Here is a 16,588-nt window from a genome sequence, read left to right as displayed (position 1 = left end):
GGTCCGGATCGCGGCGGGAACGCGGAACGGGTGCCGACCCACCGGATCCGAGGGGATTCCACGAGGGAACCGCAGGAGAGGGGGGTGCCTTCCGTGTCCGCTCCGGTCGATCCCGCCTCCCGTGCCGTCGCGCTCCTGCGCGATCTCGGCGCCGGGGACCTCCCGCACCCCGGCGGCACCCTCCTCGCCCATCTGGAGCGCGTACGGGCGCTGCTGGCCGCGTGGGGCGCCCGCCCCGCGCTCGAACTGGCGGGCCTGTGCCACGCGTTCTACGGCACCGACGGCTTCGCCGGCGCCCTGCTGCCGTACGGCCGCCGCGGCGAGCTGGCGGAGCTGATCGGCGCCGAGGCGGAGGGCATCGTGTACTTCTACGCCGCCTGCGACCGGGCCGCCTCCTATCCCGTCCTCGCGGACGCCGGAGCGGCCTTCCGCGACCGGTTCACCGGCCGGCTCCACACGCCGAGCCCGGAACTGCGGCGGGACTTCGCCGAGCTGACCGCCGCGAACGAACTGGACGTCGTCCGCGTCGACCCCGCCTTCCGGGAGAAGTGGGGGCCGTCCCTGCTCTCCCTGTTCGCCCGGATCCGCCCGCTGCTGAGCGAGCCGGCCTGGCGGGACTGCCGGTCGGCGCTCACCGCACCGCGACCGGACGGCGGGGACGGCTGACGCCCCGTGGGCGACGGGACGCGGCGCGGACGGCCACGCAGGCGCCGCCGGGGCCCGGCGGGCCCCGGCGGCCGACCCTCCGTCAGGATCCCGACGCGGCCCGCCTGCGGCGGCGGTGGGCCGCGACGCGGGCGCGGGAGGCGCAGGTGGCCGAGCAGTGGCGGCGGGCGCTGCCGGGCCCGGTGTCCAGGTAGAACGCGCAGCAGCCGGGGGCGGCGCACTCGCCCCAGGCGGCGCGCCCGTACTCGGTGACGATCTGCGCCAGGGCCAGGGCGCCGGACGCCAGGAACCAGTCGGCCCAGCCCGCGTCCTCGCCCCGGTCGACGTGGAGGTGCCAGGGATGGCGTCCGCCGTGGCGGGTCAGGCGGGGGCGGGCGCCGCACTCGGTGAGGATCCCGTTGAGGGCGTGGGCGGCCCGGTCGGTGTCGGTCTCGGCCAGGACGGCAGCCAGGCGGGCGACGGCGGCGCGCAGTTCGGCCGCGCAGGCCGGCGAGAACCCCTCCTCGGTGAGGTCCTCCGGCCTCTCCCCGTGGCGGACGAGCAGCCCGGCCAGTTCCTCCCGGGGCAGTTCCGGGTCGGCGCGCAGGGCGTTGGCGATGTCGACCAGCCGCCGGGCCGGCCGGAATCCGCCTCCGGTCGTTCTCTCGCCCACGTCGCCCTCCCTCAGCGCTCCCCCACAGGGTAACGTCTTTCTCCGACATGGCGTTACATACGGGAGGTGCGCGTGCGTCCGCACACCGGGCTGAGGCCGTACCTGGCCACCGCCTTCCTCGCGCGGCTCGCCGAGGAGGGCATGGCGGTGGCCGTGGTGATGCTGGCGGTGCACCGCACCGGCAGCGTGGCCCAGGGCGCTTTCGTGCTCACCGCCTGGACGGCGCCGCACGTGCTGGCCGCGCCGCTGACGGGCGCGCTGGCCGAGCGGATCCGCAGCCCCCGCCTCTTCTACCTGTGCGCGCTGGGCGGCCTGGCGGCGGGCATCGCGGCGCTGGCGGCGGTCACCGGACGCGCTCCCCTGCCCGTGGTGCTGGCCGTCGCCGCGCTCGGCGGCAGCTGCGGGCCGGTGGCCACCGGCGGACTGTCCAGCCTGGTGGCCCGCCTGGTGCCTGAGGGGGCGGACCGCGACCGCGCGTACGCCCTGGACGCGGCGACGTACAACGCCGTGTCGGTGGCCGGCCCCGCCGTGGTGAGCGCGATCGCGGCGCTCGCCTCGCCCGCTCCGGCCGTGGTCCTGCTGGCCGTCTCGGCGGCCGGAGCGGCCGCCCTGGCGTCCGTCCTCCCCCACGCGCGGCCGGACGGGGACGGGCGGGCGGCCTCCGCCCCGACGACGCTGCGGGCCGACCTCGGGGCCGGCCTGGCGGCGGTGTGGCGCGTACGGGAACTGCGCGCGGTCACCGCCGCCACCTCCCTGGCCTTCGTCGGCGTCGGCGGCCTGACCACCACCGCGGTGCTCCTCGCCGGCGGCCGGGGCCGCCCGGACGCCGGGGGCGTGCTGATGACGGCGCTGGCGCTCGGGGCGCTGGCCGGTTCCCTGGCGGCGGCCCGGTGGCTGCGGTCCTTCCCCGCCCAGCGCCTGGTGCCCGTCTGCCTGACCGGCGCCGGCCTCCTCCTGGCCGCCGCCGCTGCCGCGCCCTCGTTCGCCGCCCAGGCGGCGCTGTTCGCCGCGGCGGGGATCTTCGAGGGGCCGCTGCTGAGCGCCACGCTGCGCATCCGCGCCGACCACTCCCCGGCCGGGGTGCGGGCGCAGGTCTTCACCATCGGGGCGGGGCTGAAGATCTCCGCGGCCTCCGGCGGCTCCGCCCTGGCCGGCGCCGCCGCCGGGCTCCCGCCGCACGTCCTGCTGCTGGGGATCGCGGCCCTCCAGCTCGCCGCCGCCCTGCTCCACCGCCTCCTGCGGCCTCGTCCGCGCCGGGCGGAGGAGCCGTCGGCCGGATCCGGCGCCCCGGCCGGCGACCACCGGGCCGCCGCCCCGAACTGACGCCCCGAACCGACGCCGCCCGCGCGCCGGTTCCCCGGCCGCACGCCGGGGGACGTGCCCCTGCCGGACGGTCGCGCGTCGTGTCTCGCCGCCGTACGGCCCGGTCGCGGACGGGAGCCGGAGGGCCGCCGCATAACCTGGCCGGGCCCGCAGCCGCACACCGGAAGGCCGCCGACCATGACCGTGGACCCCGCCCGCCCGCACCCCGCGCCGACCGCGCGGATGGGACTGGGGCTGGCCGCCGTGGGCCGCCCCGGCTACATCAACCTCGGGCGCGGGCGCGACCTGCCCGCCGGGCGGACCGTGGAGGAGATGCGCCGCCGCACCCACGAGCTGCTGGACCTCGCCTGGGACCTCGGCGTCCGCCACGTCGACACCGCGCGCTCCTACGGCCGCGCCGAGGAGTTCCTCGCCGACTGGCTGCGCCGGGGCGACGACCCGCGCGAGGGGCTGACCGTGGGCAGCAAGTGGGGCTACACCTACACCGCCGGCTGGTCCGTCGACGCCCCCGTCCACGAGGTCAAGGACCACGGCGTCGCCACGTACGACCGGCAGCTCGCCGAGACCCGCGCCCTGCTCGGCGACCGGCTGGACCTGTACCAGATCCACTCCGTCACCCCCGGCAGCACCGCCCTCACCGACACCGTCCTGCACCGGCGCCTGGCCGCCCTCGCCGCCGAGGGCGTCACCGTGGGACTGAGCACCAGCGGGCCGGACCAGGGGGACGCCGTCCGCGCCGCCCTGGAGGTCACCGTGGACGGCGGGCCCCTCTTCCGCAGCGTGCAGAGCACCTGGAACCTCCTGGAGCCCTCCGCCGGGCCCGCCCTGGCCGAGGCGCACGGGGCGGGCCGCACGGTCATCGTCAAGGAGGGGCTGGCCAACGGGCGCCTGCTGGAGCCCGGTTCCCGCCCCCTCGCCGCCCTGGAGGCGGTCGCCCGCGAAACCGGCGCGTCCCCCGACGCCGTCGCCCTGGCCGCGGTCCTCCACCAGCCGTGGGCCGGCACCGTCCTGTCCGGCGCGGCGACCGCCGGGCAGCTCGCGGGCAACCTGCGCGCGGCGGACGTACGCCTGGACGAGGAGGTGCTCGCGCGGCTCGGCGAACTCGCCGAGGAACCGGGCGAGTACTGGGCCCGCCGGTCCCGGCTCCCCTGGGCCTGACGGCGCCGCCGCCTCCCCTCCGCCTCCCGCTGCGGCCCCGCCGCCTCCCCTCCACGGCCCCTCCACGGCCACTCCCCCGGCGGCCCCTTGTACGGATCCGACACCCGCCACCCATACGGCCGTACCAATAGGGCAGTCTTGTCCCGTGCCAGAACCCACTCAGACACCAGCACCCGACAAGCAGCGTCCCCACCCGCACCCCGCGACGCTGCGGCGGCTGGAGCAGTCCTCCGGCAAGCTGGCCGCCGCCGCGATCACGCGCATGGGGGAGCAACTGCCGTGGTACCGCGCGATGCCGCCGGAGAACCGGTCGTGGATCGGGCTGGTGGCGCAGGCGGGCATCGCGGCGTTCACCGAGTGGTTCCGGCATCCGGAGACGCCGCAGGCGATCAGCACGGACGTGTTCGGCACCGCGCCGCGCGAACTGACCCGGGCGATCACGCTGCGGCAGACCGTGGAGATGGTCCGCACCACCATCGAGGTGGTGGAGACGGCGATCGACGAGGTGGCCGCGCCCGGCGACGAGAACGTGCTGCGCGAGGCGCTGCTCGTCTACGCCCGCGAGATAGCCTTCGCCACCGCCCAGGTGTACGCGCAGGCCGCCGAGGCGCGCGGCGCGTGGGACGCGCGCCTGGAGTCGCTGGTGGTCAACGCCGTGCTCTCCGGCGAGGCCGACGAGGGGACCGTCTCCCGTGCCGCCGCGCTGGGCTGGAACTCCCCCGAGCACGTCGCCGTCGTACTGGGCACCGCGCCCGACGGGGACAGCGAGTTGACCGTGGAGGCGATCCGGCGGGCCGCCCGGCACGCCAAGCTCCAGGTGCTCACCGGGGTGCTGGGCAGCCGCCTGGTGGTCGTCGCGGGCGGCTCGGACGATCCGCTGCACGTCGCCAAGTCGCTGATCGGGCCGTTCGCCCCGGGTCCGGTGGTGGCCGGGCCCGTGATGGGCGACCTGCTGTCGGCGACGCGTTCGGCGCGGGCCGCGGCCGCCGGCCTGAAGGCGTGCGCCGCGTGGCCGGACGCGCCGCGTCCGGTGCTCGCGGACGATCTCCTGCCCGAGCGCGCGATGGCCGGAGACCCCACCGCCCGCGCGCTGTTGGTGGAGGAGATCTACAGACCGCTCCAGGAGGCCGGGGCCGCTCTCCTGGAGACCCTGAGCGTCTACCTGGAGCAGGCGAGCAGTCTGGAGGGGGCCGCGCGGATGCTGTTCGTGCACCCCAACACCGTTCGTTACCGGCTGCGACGTGTGACGGACGTCACCGGATGGTCCCCCTCGGACGTCCGTTCGGCGTTCACACTGCGCGTCGCGCTGATCCTGGGCCGTCTGGCGGACGGGGGCGGACAGATATAGTCATGCCCAACGGTTTTGTCGCCCTCCCACAATTCCCCTGACCGTTCTTCGTGCTGGTCCCCACCGGCGTGGACCTCCGTCGACAAGAGAGAGTGTGAGAGTGCTCGTACTCGTCGCTCCCGGCCAGGGCGCCCAGACGCCCGGCTTCCTGACTCCCTGGCTCGAACTCCCCGGCGTCGCCGACCGGCTGCGTGAGTGGTCGGCCGCCATCGACCTGGACCTGGTGCACTACGGCACCGAGGCCGACGCCGAGCGGATCCGTGACACGGCCGTGGCCCAGCCGCTGCTGGTGGCCGCGGGACTGGTCTCCGCGCAGGCGCTGCTGGACGGCGTCCCCGTGGACTCCTTCGGCGCGGTCGCGGGCCACAGCGTGGGCGAGCTGACCGCCGCCGCGATCGGCGAAGTCCTCACCCCCGAGGCCGCGATGGCCCTGGTGCGCATCCGCGGCCGGGCGATGGCCGAGGCCGCCGCCGTCACCCCGACCGGCATGGCCGCCGTCATCGGCGGGGACCCGGAGGCGGTGACCGCGCACCTGGAGAAGCTGGGCCTGACCCCGGCCAACGTCAACGGCGCCGGGCAGATCGTCGCCGCCGGCACCCTCGAGCAGCTCGCCGCCCTGGCCGAGGAGAAGCCCGAGGGGGTCCGGATGGTGAAGGCGCTGTCCGTCGCGGGCGCCTTCCACACCCACCACATGGCGCCGGCCGTCGACGCGCTGGCCGAGGCCGTCGAGGGCGTCGAGGCCGGGGACCCGCGCGTGCCCTACGTCTCCAACCGGGACGGCCGGGCGGTCGCGGACGGCGGCGAGGTCGTACGGCGGCTGGTGCGGCAGGTCGCCGGTCCCGTCCGCTGGGACCTGTGCATGGAGACCTTCCGGGAGATGGGGGTCACCGCGCTGATCGAGGTCTGCCCCGGCGGCACCCTCACCGGACTGGCCAGGCGCGCCCTGCCGGGCGTGCGGACGCTGGCCCTGAAGACCCCCGAGCACCTCGACGCGGCCCGCGAGCTGATCGCCGAGCACGCTTCCACCACGGCCGCCGGGCAGCCGGACAGCAGTCGATAGGAGCTCCGAGAGCATGACCGCGAAGATCAGGCCCGCGCAGGGCGCACCGTACGCGCGCATCCTCGGTGTCGGCGGCTACCGTCCGACCCGCGTGGTGCCCAACGAGGAGATCCTCAAGCACATCGACTCGTCGGACGAGTGGATCCGCTCCCGCTCGGGCATCACCAGCCGGCACTGGGCCGGCCCGGAGGAGACCGTCGCCGAGATGACCCTCGCCGCGGCGGGCAAGGCGGTGGCGGACGCCGGGATCGCCCCCGAGCAGATCGGCGCGGTCGTCATCTCGACCGTCTCCCACTTCAAGCAGACGCCCTCGATCGCCACCGAGGTCGCCCACCGGCTCGGCACCGGCAGGGCCGCCGCCTTCGACATCTCCGCGGCCTGCGCGGGCTTCGGCTACGGCCTGACCATCGCCAAGGGCCTGGTGGTGGAGGGCAGCGCGGAGTACGTGCTGGTCGTCGGCGTCGAACGGCTGTCGGACCTGACGGACCTGACGGACCGTACGACCGCCTTCCTGTTCGGCGACGGCGCCGGGGCGGTCATCGTCGGCCCGTCCCAGGAGCCCGCCATCGGCCCCACGGTGTGGGGCTCGGAGGGCGACAAGGCGGACGTCATCTCGCAGACCGTGCCGTGGGACGACTACCGCGACGGCCGGGTCGAGAAGTTCCCGGCGCTCCGCCAGGAGGGCCAGACGGTCTTCCGCTGGGCCGTCTTCGAGATGGCCAAGGTCGCCCAGCAGGCGCTGGAGGCCGCCGGCATCACCTCCGACGACCTGGACGTCTTCATCCCGCACCAGGCCAACATGCGGATCATCGACTCGATGGTGAAGACCCTCAAACTGCCGGAGCACGTCACGGTCGCCCGCGATGTGGAGACCACCGGCAACACCTCGGCCGCCTCGATTCCGCTCGCCATGGAGCGGCTGCTGGCGACCGGGCAGGCGAAGAGCGGCGACACCGCCCTCGTCATCGGCTTCGGGGCGGGTCTCGTCTACGCGGCGACGGTCGTTACCCTCCCCTAGTCGGTTCATCCGCACCGCAGCACACCAGACCGCAACACAACACGAAGGAGCGCCATCATGGCCGCCACCAAGGAAGAGATCGTCGAGGGTCTCGCCGAGATCGTCAACGAGATCGCCGGCATCCCGACCGAGGACGTCCAGCTGGAGAAGTCCTTCACCGACGACCTGGACGTCGACTCGCTGTCCATGGTCGAGGTCGTCGTCGCCGCCGAGGAGCGCTTCGGCGTCAAGATCCCGGACGACGACGTCAAGAACCTCAAGACCGTCGGCGACGCCGTGGACTACATCCTCAACCACCAGGACTGATCCGGTCCGACGCCCGTTGACGCGTTTGTCGCCACCCGGTCCGCGGTGGCGGATGACCGCACTTCCCCTACCAGTGGAGAAATTCCTGTGAACGCGACCCACCACACCGTGGTCGTCACCGGTATCGGCGCAACCACACCGCTGGGTGGCGACAGCGCATCGACGTGGGAGGGCCTGCTCGCCGGCCGCTCCGGGGTCAGGGCCCTGGAGCGGGAGTGGGCGGCCGAACTGCCCGTGAGGATCGCCGCGCAGGTGGCGGTCGACCCGTCCGAGGTCCTGCCCCGTCCGCTCGCCCGCAAGCTGGACCGCTCGGCGCAGTTCGCGCTGATCGCGGCCCGCGAGGCGTGGGCGGACGCCGGGTACGAGGGCAAGGCCGGGGAGAGCGGCCAGGTGGACCCGGGCCGTCTCGGCACCGTCGTCGCCTCCGGCATCGGCGGCGTCACCACCCTGCTCGACCAGTACGACGTGCTGAAGGAGAAGGGCGTACGCCGCGTCTCCCCGCACACCGTGCCGATGCTGATGCCCAACAGCCCCGCGGCCAACGTCGGCCTGGAGGTGGGCGCCCAGGCGGGCGTGCACACTCCGGTCAGCGCCTGCGCCTCGGGCGCCGAGGCGGTGGGCTACGCCGTCGAGATGATCCGCACCGGGCGCGCCGACGTGGTCGTCGCGGGCGGCACGGAGGCGGCCATCCACCCGCTGCCCATCGCGGCGTTCGCCAACATGATGGCGCTGTCGAAGAACGAGGGGGACCCGGAGAAGGTCTCGCGTCCCTACGACAGGGCCCGCGACGGCTTCGTGCTCGGCGAGGGCGCGGGCGTCGTGGTGCTGGAGTCGGCCGAGCACGCGGCCCGGCGCGGCGCGAAGGTCTACTGCGAGGTGCTGGGCCAGGGCCTGTCCGCGGACAACCACCACATCGCGCAGCCCGAGCCGACCGGCCGGGGCATCTCCGACGCCCTCCAGGGCCTGCTGGAGTCCACCGGCCTCAGGCCCTCGGAGATCGCGCACATCAACGCGCACGCCACCTCCACCCCGCTGGGCGACGTCGCCGAGATCAAGGCGCTGCGCAAGGTGCTGGGCTCCGACCTGGACCACGTCGCCGTCTCCGCCACCAAGTCCATGACCGGCCACCTGCTGGGCGGCGCGGGCGGCATCGAGACGGTGGCGACGGTGCTCGCGCTGCACCACCGCACGGCTCCCCCGACCATCAACGTCGACGACCTCGACGAGGACATCGACGCCGACATCGTGACCGGCGGGCCGCGCTCGCTGGGCGAGGGCCCGCTGGTGGCGCTCAACAACTCCTTCGGCTTCGGCGGCCACAACGTCGTCGTGGCCTTCCGCACCGTCTGACGCGCACCGTCTGACGCGCATCACCTGACGCGCACCCACCCGGCGGGCACGGCCGCGGGCGCGCGTTCCCCCCGGGGCCCGCCGGACACGATCCGGCGGGCCCCGGCCTTTTCCGGAGGGACGCCGGGGACGCCGGGGGCGGGCGGCGGTCCCGCATCAGGCCCCGGGGGAGCTACCGTCCGGGCCGTCGAAACTCGCGTGGTACGAGGCGGCCATGTCCTCGTCGCCGTGGCCCTGCCCGGCGGCGCGCCGGAGGCGCTCGGCGCCCGCCGCCGCCACGTCCAGGCGCACCCCGGCCGCCTCGCCCGCCGCGACGATCAGCCGGGCGTCCTTCTCGGCGGTGCGGACGGCGAAGCCGGGGGTCAGCTCGCCGGAACGCAGGAGGGCGGCCTTGGCCCGCAGGTAGCCCATGTCGAGCGGGCCGCCGGCGACCGCGTCCAGGAAGTCCTGCGGATCGACGTCCAGCCCCTTCGCGAGGGCGAGCGCCTCGGCGACGCCGTGGGTGACGGTGAGGACCCAGGAGTTGCAGACCAGCTTCAGCCGCGTCGCCGCGCCCGGTTCCTCGCCCACCCAGGAGGTGCGGGCGCCGACGGCCTCCAGCACCGGGGCGAGGCGGTCCCGCACGTCGCGCGGCCCGGCGGCCAGCACCGTCAGCTCCCCGTTCTCGGCGGGCCCGCGGGTGCCCAGGACGGGGGCGTCGACGTACACGAGCCCGTGCTCGCGGGCGGATGCGGTCAGCCGGGGCAGGTCGCCGGGGCCGACGGTGGTGGTCTGGAGCCAGACGGCGCCGGGGCGCAGTCCGGGTGCGGCGGCCCGCACGGCGTCGAGGACGGCGGAGGCGTCGTGGACCATGGTGACCACCACGTCGGCGGCCTCGGCGGCGGAGGCGGCGGTGCGGGCGCCGTCGGCGGCCAGCGGTTCGGCCCGGGAGGGGGTGCGGTTCCAGGCGGCGACGTCCAGCCCGGCGCGCAGGAGGCTGCGGGCCATCGCCGCGCCCATGATGCCGGTGCCGAGGACCGCCACGGTTGTCGTCCGATGCGTCATACCGGGGACCGTACGGCCTGGAGCGGGCCCGGAGCCCGGTGACGGGGCCGCGGGGCCGTAGGGCTGTGGGGCTGTGGGGCCGTAGGGGGACGCCGGCGTGCCGGACGGGTCTCAGACGACCTGGTGCAGCCAGCGCACCGGCGCGCCCTCGCCCGCGTAGCGGAAGGGTTCCAGCTCGTCGTCCCAGGGCTTGCCCAGGAGCTTGGCGATCTCGGTCTCCAGCTCGGTCTCGCCGCGCGCGGCGCGGGCCAGGGCGGCGCGCAGCCGGTCCTCGGGGATGAGGATGTCGCCGTGCATGCCGGTCACCGCGTGGAAGATGCCCAGCTCGGGGGTGGAGCTGTAGCGCTCGCCCTCGGCGGTGGGGCAGGGCTCGGAGGTCACCTCGAAGCGGAGCAGGCGCCAGCCGCGCAGCGCGGAGGCGAGCTTGGAGGCGGTGCCGGGCTCGCCCTGCCAGGACAGTTCCGCGCGCCAGGTGCCCGGCGACGCGGGCTGCTTGATCCAGTCGAGGCTGACGCGGGCGCCGAGCACTCCCGCGACGGCCCATTCGACGTGCGGGCACAGTGCGCGGGGCGCGGAGTGCACGTACAGAACTCCACGTGTCGTCACCGGGACCTCCTGTGTGGTTCGAGTGCGACCTTCCGTGGCGGCCTCGAATCCCTGTCGGCCTTGCGCCGGGTCACCGTCGACATCCTGTCCCATCGGCCACGTGTCCTCCGGCTCCCGAAGTTACGAACAGTAAACACTATCCGTGCTGATTCTCCCTAAAAGGGACATCAAGTGACGCGATGTAATCTGTCAAACGTGTCCGGCGGCCATTTTCGGACCGTCATGGCAAAAGCTACCGTGCCGCGGCACACAAGGGGTGACGTACCGTCGGCCGAGGCGGTCAACCCACCCGTCCGAACCATCACCCCACCGGGAACCAGGAAGGAACGGGGGGAGCACACGTGCGAGAGAACGCGCCGTCCGGCCGTCCGCCGGCCGGGCGCACCCGCCACCGGGGGCTGCTGCGCGCCGCGTACGCCGTGGCCGCCGCCACCGTGGCCGTCATCCTGTTCGCCGTGTCGTGCGGCGGCCCCGGCGGTGGTGACGCGCCGCGTCCCCGGGGCGCGTCACCCGACGCCCGCCCCTCCCCCACCCCCACGCCCTCCCCCTCCTGGGACACGGCCCCCGGCTCGCTGGCGGCGCTGGGCGACTCCATCACCCGCGCCTTCGACGCCTGCTCGCTGCTGGAGGACTGCCCGGAGTCGTCCTGGGCCACCGGCACCTCCCCGGAGGTGGACAGCCTGGCGCGCCGGCTGGGCATCCCGGCCGGCGCGACCTGGAACCTCGCGCGCTCCGGCGCCCTGATGGCCGAGCTGCCCGCCCAGGCCCGGAGGGCGGCGACGCACCGGCCGGAGCTGGTGACGGTGCTGATCGGCGCGAACGACGCCTGCCGGCCGGCGGTGGGGCGGATGACGCCGGTGGCCGAGTTCCGCGCCGACTTCGCCGAGGCGCTGCGCACCCTGCGCCGGACCTCGCCGGAGACCCGGGTGTACGTGGCGGGCGTGCCGGACCTGGAGCGGCTGTGGTCCCTGGGACGCTCCCACCCGGTGGCCGCGCAGGTGTGGAAGCTCGGCATCTGCCCGTCGATGCTGGGCGGCGCCGAGGCCTCGGACGCCGCGGCGACCGAGCGCCGCGCGAAGGTCGCCGCGCGGGTGCGGGCGTACAACGCCGCGCTGCGGGAGGTCTGCGAGCGCGACGCGCACTGCCGGCACGACGACGGGGCGGTGCACGGCTACCGCTTCACCGCGCGCGAACTGAGCGCCTGGGACTGGTTCCACCCCGGCCCGGAGGGCCAGCGCAGGCTCGCCGAGATCGCCCACCGGCAGATCACGGCCGAGCGCCCGCCCGCCTGAGCGGCGGGAATCCGCGCCCGCCCCATTGACGCCGGTCGATCCGCGTCACTACATTCACGCCAGCATTTCGAACGTGTGACGAAATATCGAACGACGTAGAGGGGCAACCGCTGTGCGCATCACCGGAATCAGCACGCATGTCGTCGGTACTCCGTGGCGCAACCTGACCTACGTCCAGGTGCACACCGACGAGGGACTCACCGGCGTCGGCGAGACCCGGATGCTCGGTCACACCGACGCGCTGCTCGGCTACCTGCGCGAGGCCGAGGTCAACCACATCGCCGGCTCCGACCCCTTCGCCGTCGAGGACCTCGTGCGGCGCATGAAGTACGGCGACTACGGGCGGGCCGGGGAGATCGTGATGTCCGGCATCGCCTGCGTGGAGATGGCCTGCTGGGACATCAAGGGCAAGGCGCTGGGCGTGCCCGTGTGGCAGCTGCTGGGCGGGAGGGTCACCGAGAGGGTCAAGGCGTACGCCAACGGCTGGTACACCGTCGAGCGCACGCCGGAGGCGTTCCACAAGGCGGCCCTGAGGGTCGTGGAGCGCGGCTACCGGGCCCTCAAGCTCGACCCGTTCGGCACCGGCCACTTCGAGCTGGACCACGCCGAGACGCTGCGCTCGGTCTCCCTGGTGGAGGCGGTGCGGGACGCGATCGGGCCGGAGTGCGAGCTGCTGCTGGAGATGCACGGCCGCTTCAGCCCGTCCACGGCGGTCCGCGTCGCCCGCGAGGTCGAGCCGTTCAGGCCGAGCTGGCTGGAGGAGCCGGTGCCGCCGGAGAACCTCAAGGCGCTGGCCAAGGTCGCGGAGAAGGTGGACCTGCCCATCGCCACCGGCGAGCGCATCCACGACCGGATCGAGTTCCGCGAGCTGTTCGAGTCGCAGGCCGTCGACATCATCCAGCCGGATCTGGGCCACCTCGGCGGCATCCTGGAGACCCGCAAGCTGGCCGCCACCGCCGAGACCCACTACATGCTGGTCGCGCCGCACAACGTCGGCGGCTCGGTGCTCACCGCCGCCTCCCTCCAACTGGCGGGCTGCACACCGAACTTCAAGATCCTGGAGCACTTCAACGACTTCGCGGACGCCGAGATCAAGAAGGTGGTGAAGGGCGCCCCGGAGGTCGTGGACGGCTACTTCGCCCTCCCCGACGCCCCCGGTCTGGGGGTGGAGCTGGACACCGACGCGGCGGCGGAGTTCCCCCAGCAGCAGGCCCGTTTCGACCTGTGGGCCGAGGGCTGGGAGAAGCGGGACCCGCGCGGGGCGCGGTCGTGACGGACGGCGGGCGCCGCCGCCCGGAAGCGGGCGGCGGTGGTGACACATCCGGGCGTCCGGCGCAGAATCCACCGAGGGGGGTGGTCGCCCGCCCGGCGGCGGGCGCAGTGGGCGCCGGCGGTCCGTGCGGCGCGGGGAGGAGACAGTGGTGAACGCACCGGCACACACCCCGGCGCCGGACGGCGCCCGCCGCGCCGGACGCGCCGTCGTCGTGGAGCGGCCCGGCAGCCACCGGCTGGCCGAAGTGCCCCTCGCCGAGCCCGGGCCCGGCGAGGCGCGGGTGGCCGTGTACGCGGCGGGGGTGTGCGCCAGCGACCGCGAGGTGTACGCGGGCACGCGCGCCGAGGGCTACGTCCGCTACCCCGTCGTGCCCGGCCACGAGTGGTCCGGCACGGTGGAGGCGGTCGGCCCCGGGGCCGACCCCGCCCTGGTGGGGCGGAAGGTGGTGGGCGAGGGGTTCCGCGCCTGCCTGGTCTGCGACCGCTGCCGCGAGGGCGCCACCAGCCTGTGCTCCGGCGGCTACGACGAGACCGGCTTCACCCGGCCCGGCGCCTTCGCCGACGTCCTCGTCCTGCCCGCCCGGCTGCTGCACGTCCTCGACGACGGCGCCGATCTGCGGTCGGCCGCGCTGCTGGAGCCCGCCGCCGTGGTCGCGGCGGCGGTGCTGGCGGGCGGGCCGCGGTCCGGGGAGCGGGTCGCCGTGGTCGGGGCGGGCACGCTCGGCCTGCTCGCCGTCCAGCTGCTGGCCGCCGTCTCCCCCGCCGAGCTGCTGGTCGTCGACCCCCGCGTCCGGCGCGCCGAGCAGGCGCTGTCCATGGGCGCCACCGGGGTGTGCGCCCCGCCGGACGCGGGGAAGCTGCGAGGCCGCTACGACCTGGTGGTGGAGACCGCCGGCGCGCCCACCACCGCGCACGACTCCTGCCTGCTGGCCCGGCGCGGCGGCCGGGTGGTCCTGACCGGACTGCCCGGACCGGGCGCGCTGGGCATCGACCCCGTCCACCTGTCCGTCAGCCAGCTCACCGTCCGGTCCGTCTTCGGCGCCCCGCCCGCCGCCTGGGCCCATGCGGTACGGGCCTTCGGCGCGGGACTGCTCGCGCCCGCGCCCCTGATCACCCACGAGTTGCCGCTGGAGGACTTCGCCGGGGCCGTCGCACTGGTCGGCGGCGACCCGGAGGTCGGCAAGGTCCTGCTGCGGCCCTGACCGCCCGCCCGGCCGGCCCCCGTCCGCTCCTCCCGCCCCGATCCACACCTTCAACCGCGAACGCTGTACGAGATACCGAACCAGGGAGCATCGTGACCGACGCGTCCACCACACCTTCCGGCCCCCGCCGCCCCGGCGAGGCCGCCCTCGCCTCCCTCGGCCATCCCTGTCCCGGCCCGGACCCCTCCGGCACCTCCCCGCACGCCTTCCCCGACGGCGGCACCTGGCGCACCGAGGTCCCCTCCGTCGAGGGCCCGGAGGCCCTGGCCACCGTGCTGAAGGAGGCCGAGGCCCTCGACGTCCCCGTCCACCGGATCAGCCAGGGCAGCGGCGTGTGGATGCTGACCGACGCCGAGATCGCCGAGATGGCCGGCGCCTGCGCCGAGAAGGACGTCGAGCTGTGCCTGTTCACCGGGCCGCGCGGCACCTGGGACACCGGCGCCGGGACCCGCACCCCCTCCGGCGGCGCGGGGCTGCGCGCCCGCGGCCACGACGCGCTCGCCGGGTGCGTCGAGGACGCCGTGCGCGCCACCGGACTCGGCGTGCGCTGCCTGCTGGTGGCCGACGAGGGCGTGCTGCGCGTGCTGCACCGGATGCGGACGCGCGGCCTGCTGCCGGCCGACACCACCTTCAAGGTCTCGGCGCTGATCGGTCCGGTGAACCCGGCCTCGTACGCCGTCTTCGAGCGGCTGGGCGCCGACTCGATCAACGTGCCCTCCGACCTGACCCTGGAGCACCTGACCGAGATCCGCCGGGTCAGCCGCGCCCCGATGGACTTCTACCTGGAGGCCCCCGACGACCTCGGCGGGTACGTGCGGATGTACGACGCCGCCGAGCTGATCCGGCGCGGCGCGCCGATCTACCTCAAGTTCGGCCTCAGCAAGGCCCCCGCCATCTACCCCTACGGCGCGCACCTGCGCGACGCGACCCTCGACACCGCCCGCGAGCGGGTCCGCCGCGGACGGCTCGCCCTGGACCTGCTGGCCCGCCTCGGCGCCGACACCGGGATGTCCCCGCTCGGCTCCCGGCTGCCCGGCCCCCTGAACCGCTTCCCCGACGAGTCCGACGCCGTCCCAGCCGTCCCCGCCACCCCAGCCGCCCTCGCCGCCCCAGCCGCCCCCGAAGGGAACTGACCGCCATGCGCGACCGCACCCGCACCCGTGCCCGCACCGCCAGAGCCGCCGTCGGCGCCTGCGCCGCCCTCGCCCTCTCCCTCACCGCCTGCGGCCAGAACTCCGGGGGCGGTGGCGAGGACGGCGGCGACGCCGAGGGCGGCACCATCGGCATCGCCATGCCCACCAAGTCCTCCGAGCGGTGGATAGCCGACGGCGAGAACATGGTGAAGCAGTTCGAGGCCAAGGGCTACGAGACCGATCTGCAGTACGGCGACGACAAGGTCGAGAACCAGGTCGCGCAGATCGAGAACATGATCTCCAAGGGGCACAGGGCCCTGGTGGTCGCCGCCATCGACGGCTCCTCGCTCACCAACGTGCTCGGCCGCGCCGCGGACGCCGGGATCCCCGTCATCGCCTACGACCGCCTCATCCGCGGCACGGAGAACGTCGACTACTACGCCACCTTCGACAACTTCAAGGTCGGCGAACTCCAGGCGCGGTACATCGTCGACGCCCTGAAGCTGGAGGGGGACGGCGGGAGCGCGGACGGGAAGTCCAACCTGGAGCTGTTCGCCGGGTCGCCCGACGACAACAACACCGGCTTCTTCTTCGAGGGCGCGATGAGCGTCCTGAAGCCGTACATCGACGACAAGCGGCTCGTCGTGCGCAGCGGCCAGACGAGGATGAACCAGGTCACCACCCTGCGCTGGGACGGCGGCACCGCCCAGAAGCGCATGGACGACCTGCTCAGCCGCTACTACGGCAGCGAGCGCGTGGACGCGGTCCTCTCCCCGTACGACGGCATCTCCATCGGCGTCATCTCGGCCCTCAAGAGCGCCGGTTACGGCACGGGGGCCAAGCCCTACCCCGTCGTCACGGGCCAGGACGCCGAGCTGGCCTCCATCAAGTCGATCATCGCCGGCCAGCAGACCCAGACCGTCTTCAAGGACACCCGCAAGCTCGCCCAGCAGGCCGTCCGGATGACCGACGCCGTGCTGAAGGGCGAGAAGCCCGAGGTCAACGACACCGAGTCCTACGACAACGGCGTCAAGACCGTCCCGGCCTACCTGCTGGAGCCGGTCAGCATCGACAAGTCCAACACCCGACTGCTCGTGGACGAGGGCTACTACACCGCCGACCAGCTCACGTAGCCCGCCGGAAACCACCGAGGAACAG

Annotated in this window: 16 protein-coding genes; 13 read left to right on the top strand and 3 right to left on the bottom strand. The window is 74.7% G+C overall.

The genetic code is table 11. The annotated features are described in order from the left end of the window. The first annotated feature begins 84 nt into the window (after window positions 1–84). Entirely contained in the window at window positions 85–666 is a 582-nt protein-coding gene (locus QC029_RS14360; RefSeq protein WP_279556020.1) for a DUF6817 domain-containing protein, read from the top strand. 82 nt (window positions 667–748) lie between these two features. On the opposite strand, the gene QC029_RS14355 is transcribed toward QC029_RS14360, so the two are convergent. Beyond that, window positions 749–1,318 carry a CGNR zinc finger domain-containing protein gene (locus tag QC029_RS14355; RefSeq protein ID WP_279556019.1) on the bottom strand — a complete coding sequence of 190 codons (570 nt, stop codon included), beginning with the start codon at window positions 1,316–1,318 and terminating at the stop codon, window positions 749–751. 72 nt (window positions 1,319–1,390) lie between these two features. Between QC029_RS14355 and QC029_RS14350 the strand changes: the two genes are divergently transcribed. The 7 genes from QC029_RS14350 to fabF all read left to right on the top strand — a co-directional run bounded on the left by QC029_RS14350 (window position 1,391) and on the right by fabF (window position 8,881). Further along, window positions 1,391–2,641: an MFS transporter gene (locus QC029_RS14350; protein ID WP_279556018.1), complete on the top strand. Its 1,251-nt coding sequence runs from the start codon at window positions 1,391–1,393 to the stop codon at window positions 2,639–2,641. Between the two features lie 177 nt (window positions 2,642–2,818). Beyond that, the gene (locus QC029_RS14345) at window positions 2,819–3,799 is read left to right on the top strand and encodes an aldo/keto reductase (protein ID WP_279556017.1); all 981 of its coding nucleotides are present in this window, start codon (window positions 2,819–2,821) and stop codon (window positions 3,797–3,799) included. Window positions 3,800–3,944: 145 nt separating this feature from the next. Next, window positions 3,945–5,147, top strand: coding sequence for a CdaR family transcriptional regulator (locus tag QC029_RS14340; RefSeq protein ID WP_279556016.1), 1,203 nt, complete (start codon window positions 3,945–3,947; stop codon window positions 5,145–5,147). 100 nt (window positions 5,148–5,247) lie between these two features. Next, window positions 5,248–6,207, top strand: a complete 960-nt coding sequence (locus QC029_RS14335) for an ACP S-malonyltransferase (protein ID WP_279556028.1) — start codon at window positions 5,248–5,250, stop codon at window positions 6,205–6,207. Between the two features lie 13 nt (window positions 6,208–6,220). Continuing rightward, on the top strand, window positions 6,221–7,225 hold the full coding sequence (locus QC029_RS14330; RefSeq protein WP_279556015.1) for a ketoacyl-ACP synthase III: 1,005 nt from the start codon (window positions 6,221–6,223) through the stop codon (window positions 7,223–7,225). 57 nt (window positions 7,226–7,282) lie between these two features. Next, window positions 7,283–7,531 (top strand): acyl carrier protein, encoded by a 249-nt coding sequence (locus tag QC029_RS14325; protein WP_093654688.1) that lies wholly within the window; start codon window positions 7,283–7,285, stop codon window positions 7,529–7,531. Window positions 7,532–7,618: 87 nt separating this feature from the next. Continuing rightward, window positions 7,619–8,881, top strand: a complete 1,263-nt coding sequence (gene fabF, locus QC029_RS14320) for a beta-ketoacyl-ACP synthase II (RefSeq protein WP_279556014.1) — start codon at window positions 7,619–7,621, stop codon at window positions 8,879–8,881. Between the two features lie 156 nt (window positions 8,882–9,037). Here the strand turns inward: fabF and QC029_RS14315 are convergent, their stop codons facing one another. Both QC029_RS14315 and QC029_RS14310 read right to left on the bottom strand, forming a co-directional pair. Further along, entirely contained in the window at window positions 9,038–9,925 is an 888-nt protein-coding gene (locus tag QC029_RS14315) for an NAD(P)-dependent oxidoreductase (protein ID WP_279556013.1), read from the bottom strand. A gap of 111 nt (window positions 9,926–10,036) precedes the next feature. Next, window positions 10,037–10,531 (bottom strand): DUF3145 domain-containing protein, encoded by a 495-nt coding sequence (locus tag QC029_RS14310; protein WP_279556012.1) that lies wholly within the window; start codon window positions 10,529–10,531, stop codon window positions 10,037–10,039. Between the two features lie 341 nt (window positions 10,532–10,872). Between QC029_RS14310 and QC029_RS14305 the strand changes: the two genes are divergently transcribed. The 5 genes from QC029_RS14305 (at window position 10,873) to chvE (ending at window position 16,563) form a co-directional block, all read left to right on the top strand. Next, window positions 10,873–11,823, top strand: a complete 951-nt coding sequence (locus QC029_RS14305; RefSeq protein ID WP_279556011.1) for an SGNH/GDSL hydrolase family protein — start codon at window positions 10,873–10,875, stop codon at window positions 11,821–11,823. A 112-nt stretch (window positions 11,824–11,935) separates the two neighbouring features. After that, window positions 11,936–13,096, top strand: coding sequence for a mandelate racemase/muconate lactonizing enzyme family protein (locus tag QC029_RS14300; RefSeq protein ID WP_279556010.1), 1,161 nt, complete (start codon window positions 11,936–11,938; stop codon window positions 13,094–13,096). A gap of 148 nt (window positions 13,097–13,244) precedes the next feature. Continuing rightward, a complete protein-coding gene (locus QC029_RS14295) occupies window positions 13,245–14,297 on the top strand; it encodes a zinc-binding dehydrogenase (RefSeq protein WP_279556009.1) in 1,053 nt (350 codons plus the stop codon). A gap of 92 nt (window positions 14,298–14,389) precedes the next feature. Next, window positions 14,390–15,430, top strand: coding sequence for a hypothetical protein (locus tag QC029_RS14290; protein WP_279556008.1), 1,041 nt, complete (start codon window positions 14,390–14,392; stop codon window positions 15,428–15,430). A gap of 5 nt (window positions 15,431–15,435) precedes the next feature. Next, complete coding sequence (gene chvE, locus QC029_RS14285) at window positions 15,436–16,563, top strand: multiple monosaccharide ABC transporter substrate-binding protein (RefSeq protein ID WP_279556007.1); 1,128 nt, start codon at window positions 15,436–15,438, stop codon at window positions 16,561–16,563. Window positions 16,564–16,588 lie beyond the last annotated feature (25 nt).

This window comes from Streptomyces sp. DH37, assembly GCF_029813835.1.
Classification (GTDB): Bacteria; Actinomycetota; Actinomycetes; order Streptomycetales; family Streptomycetaceae; genus Streptomyces.
Note: the sequence above shows the minus strand (reverse complement) of the source record. Positions and strands in the feature narration are given on the sequence as shown.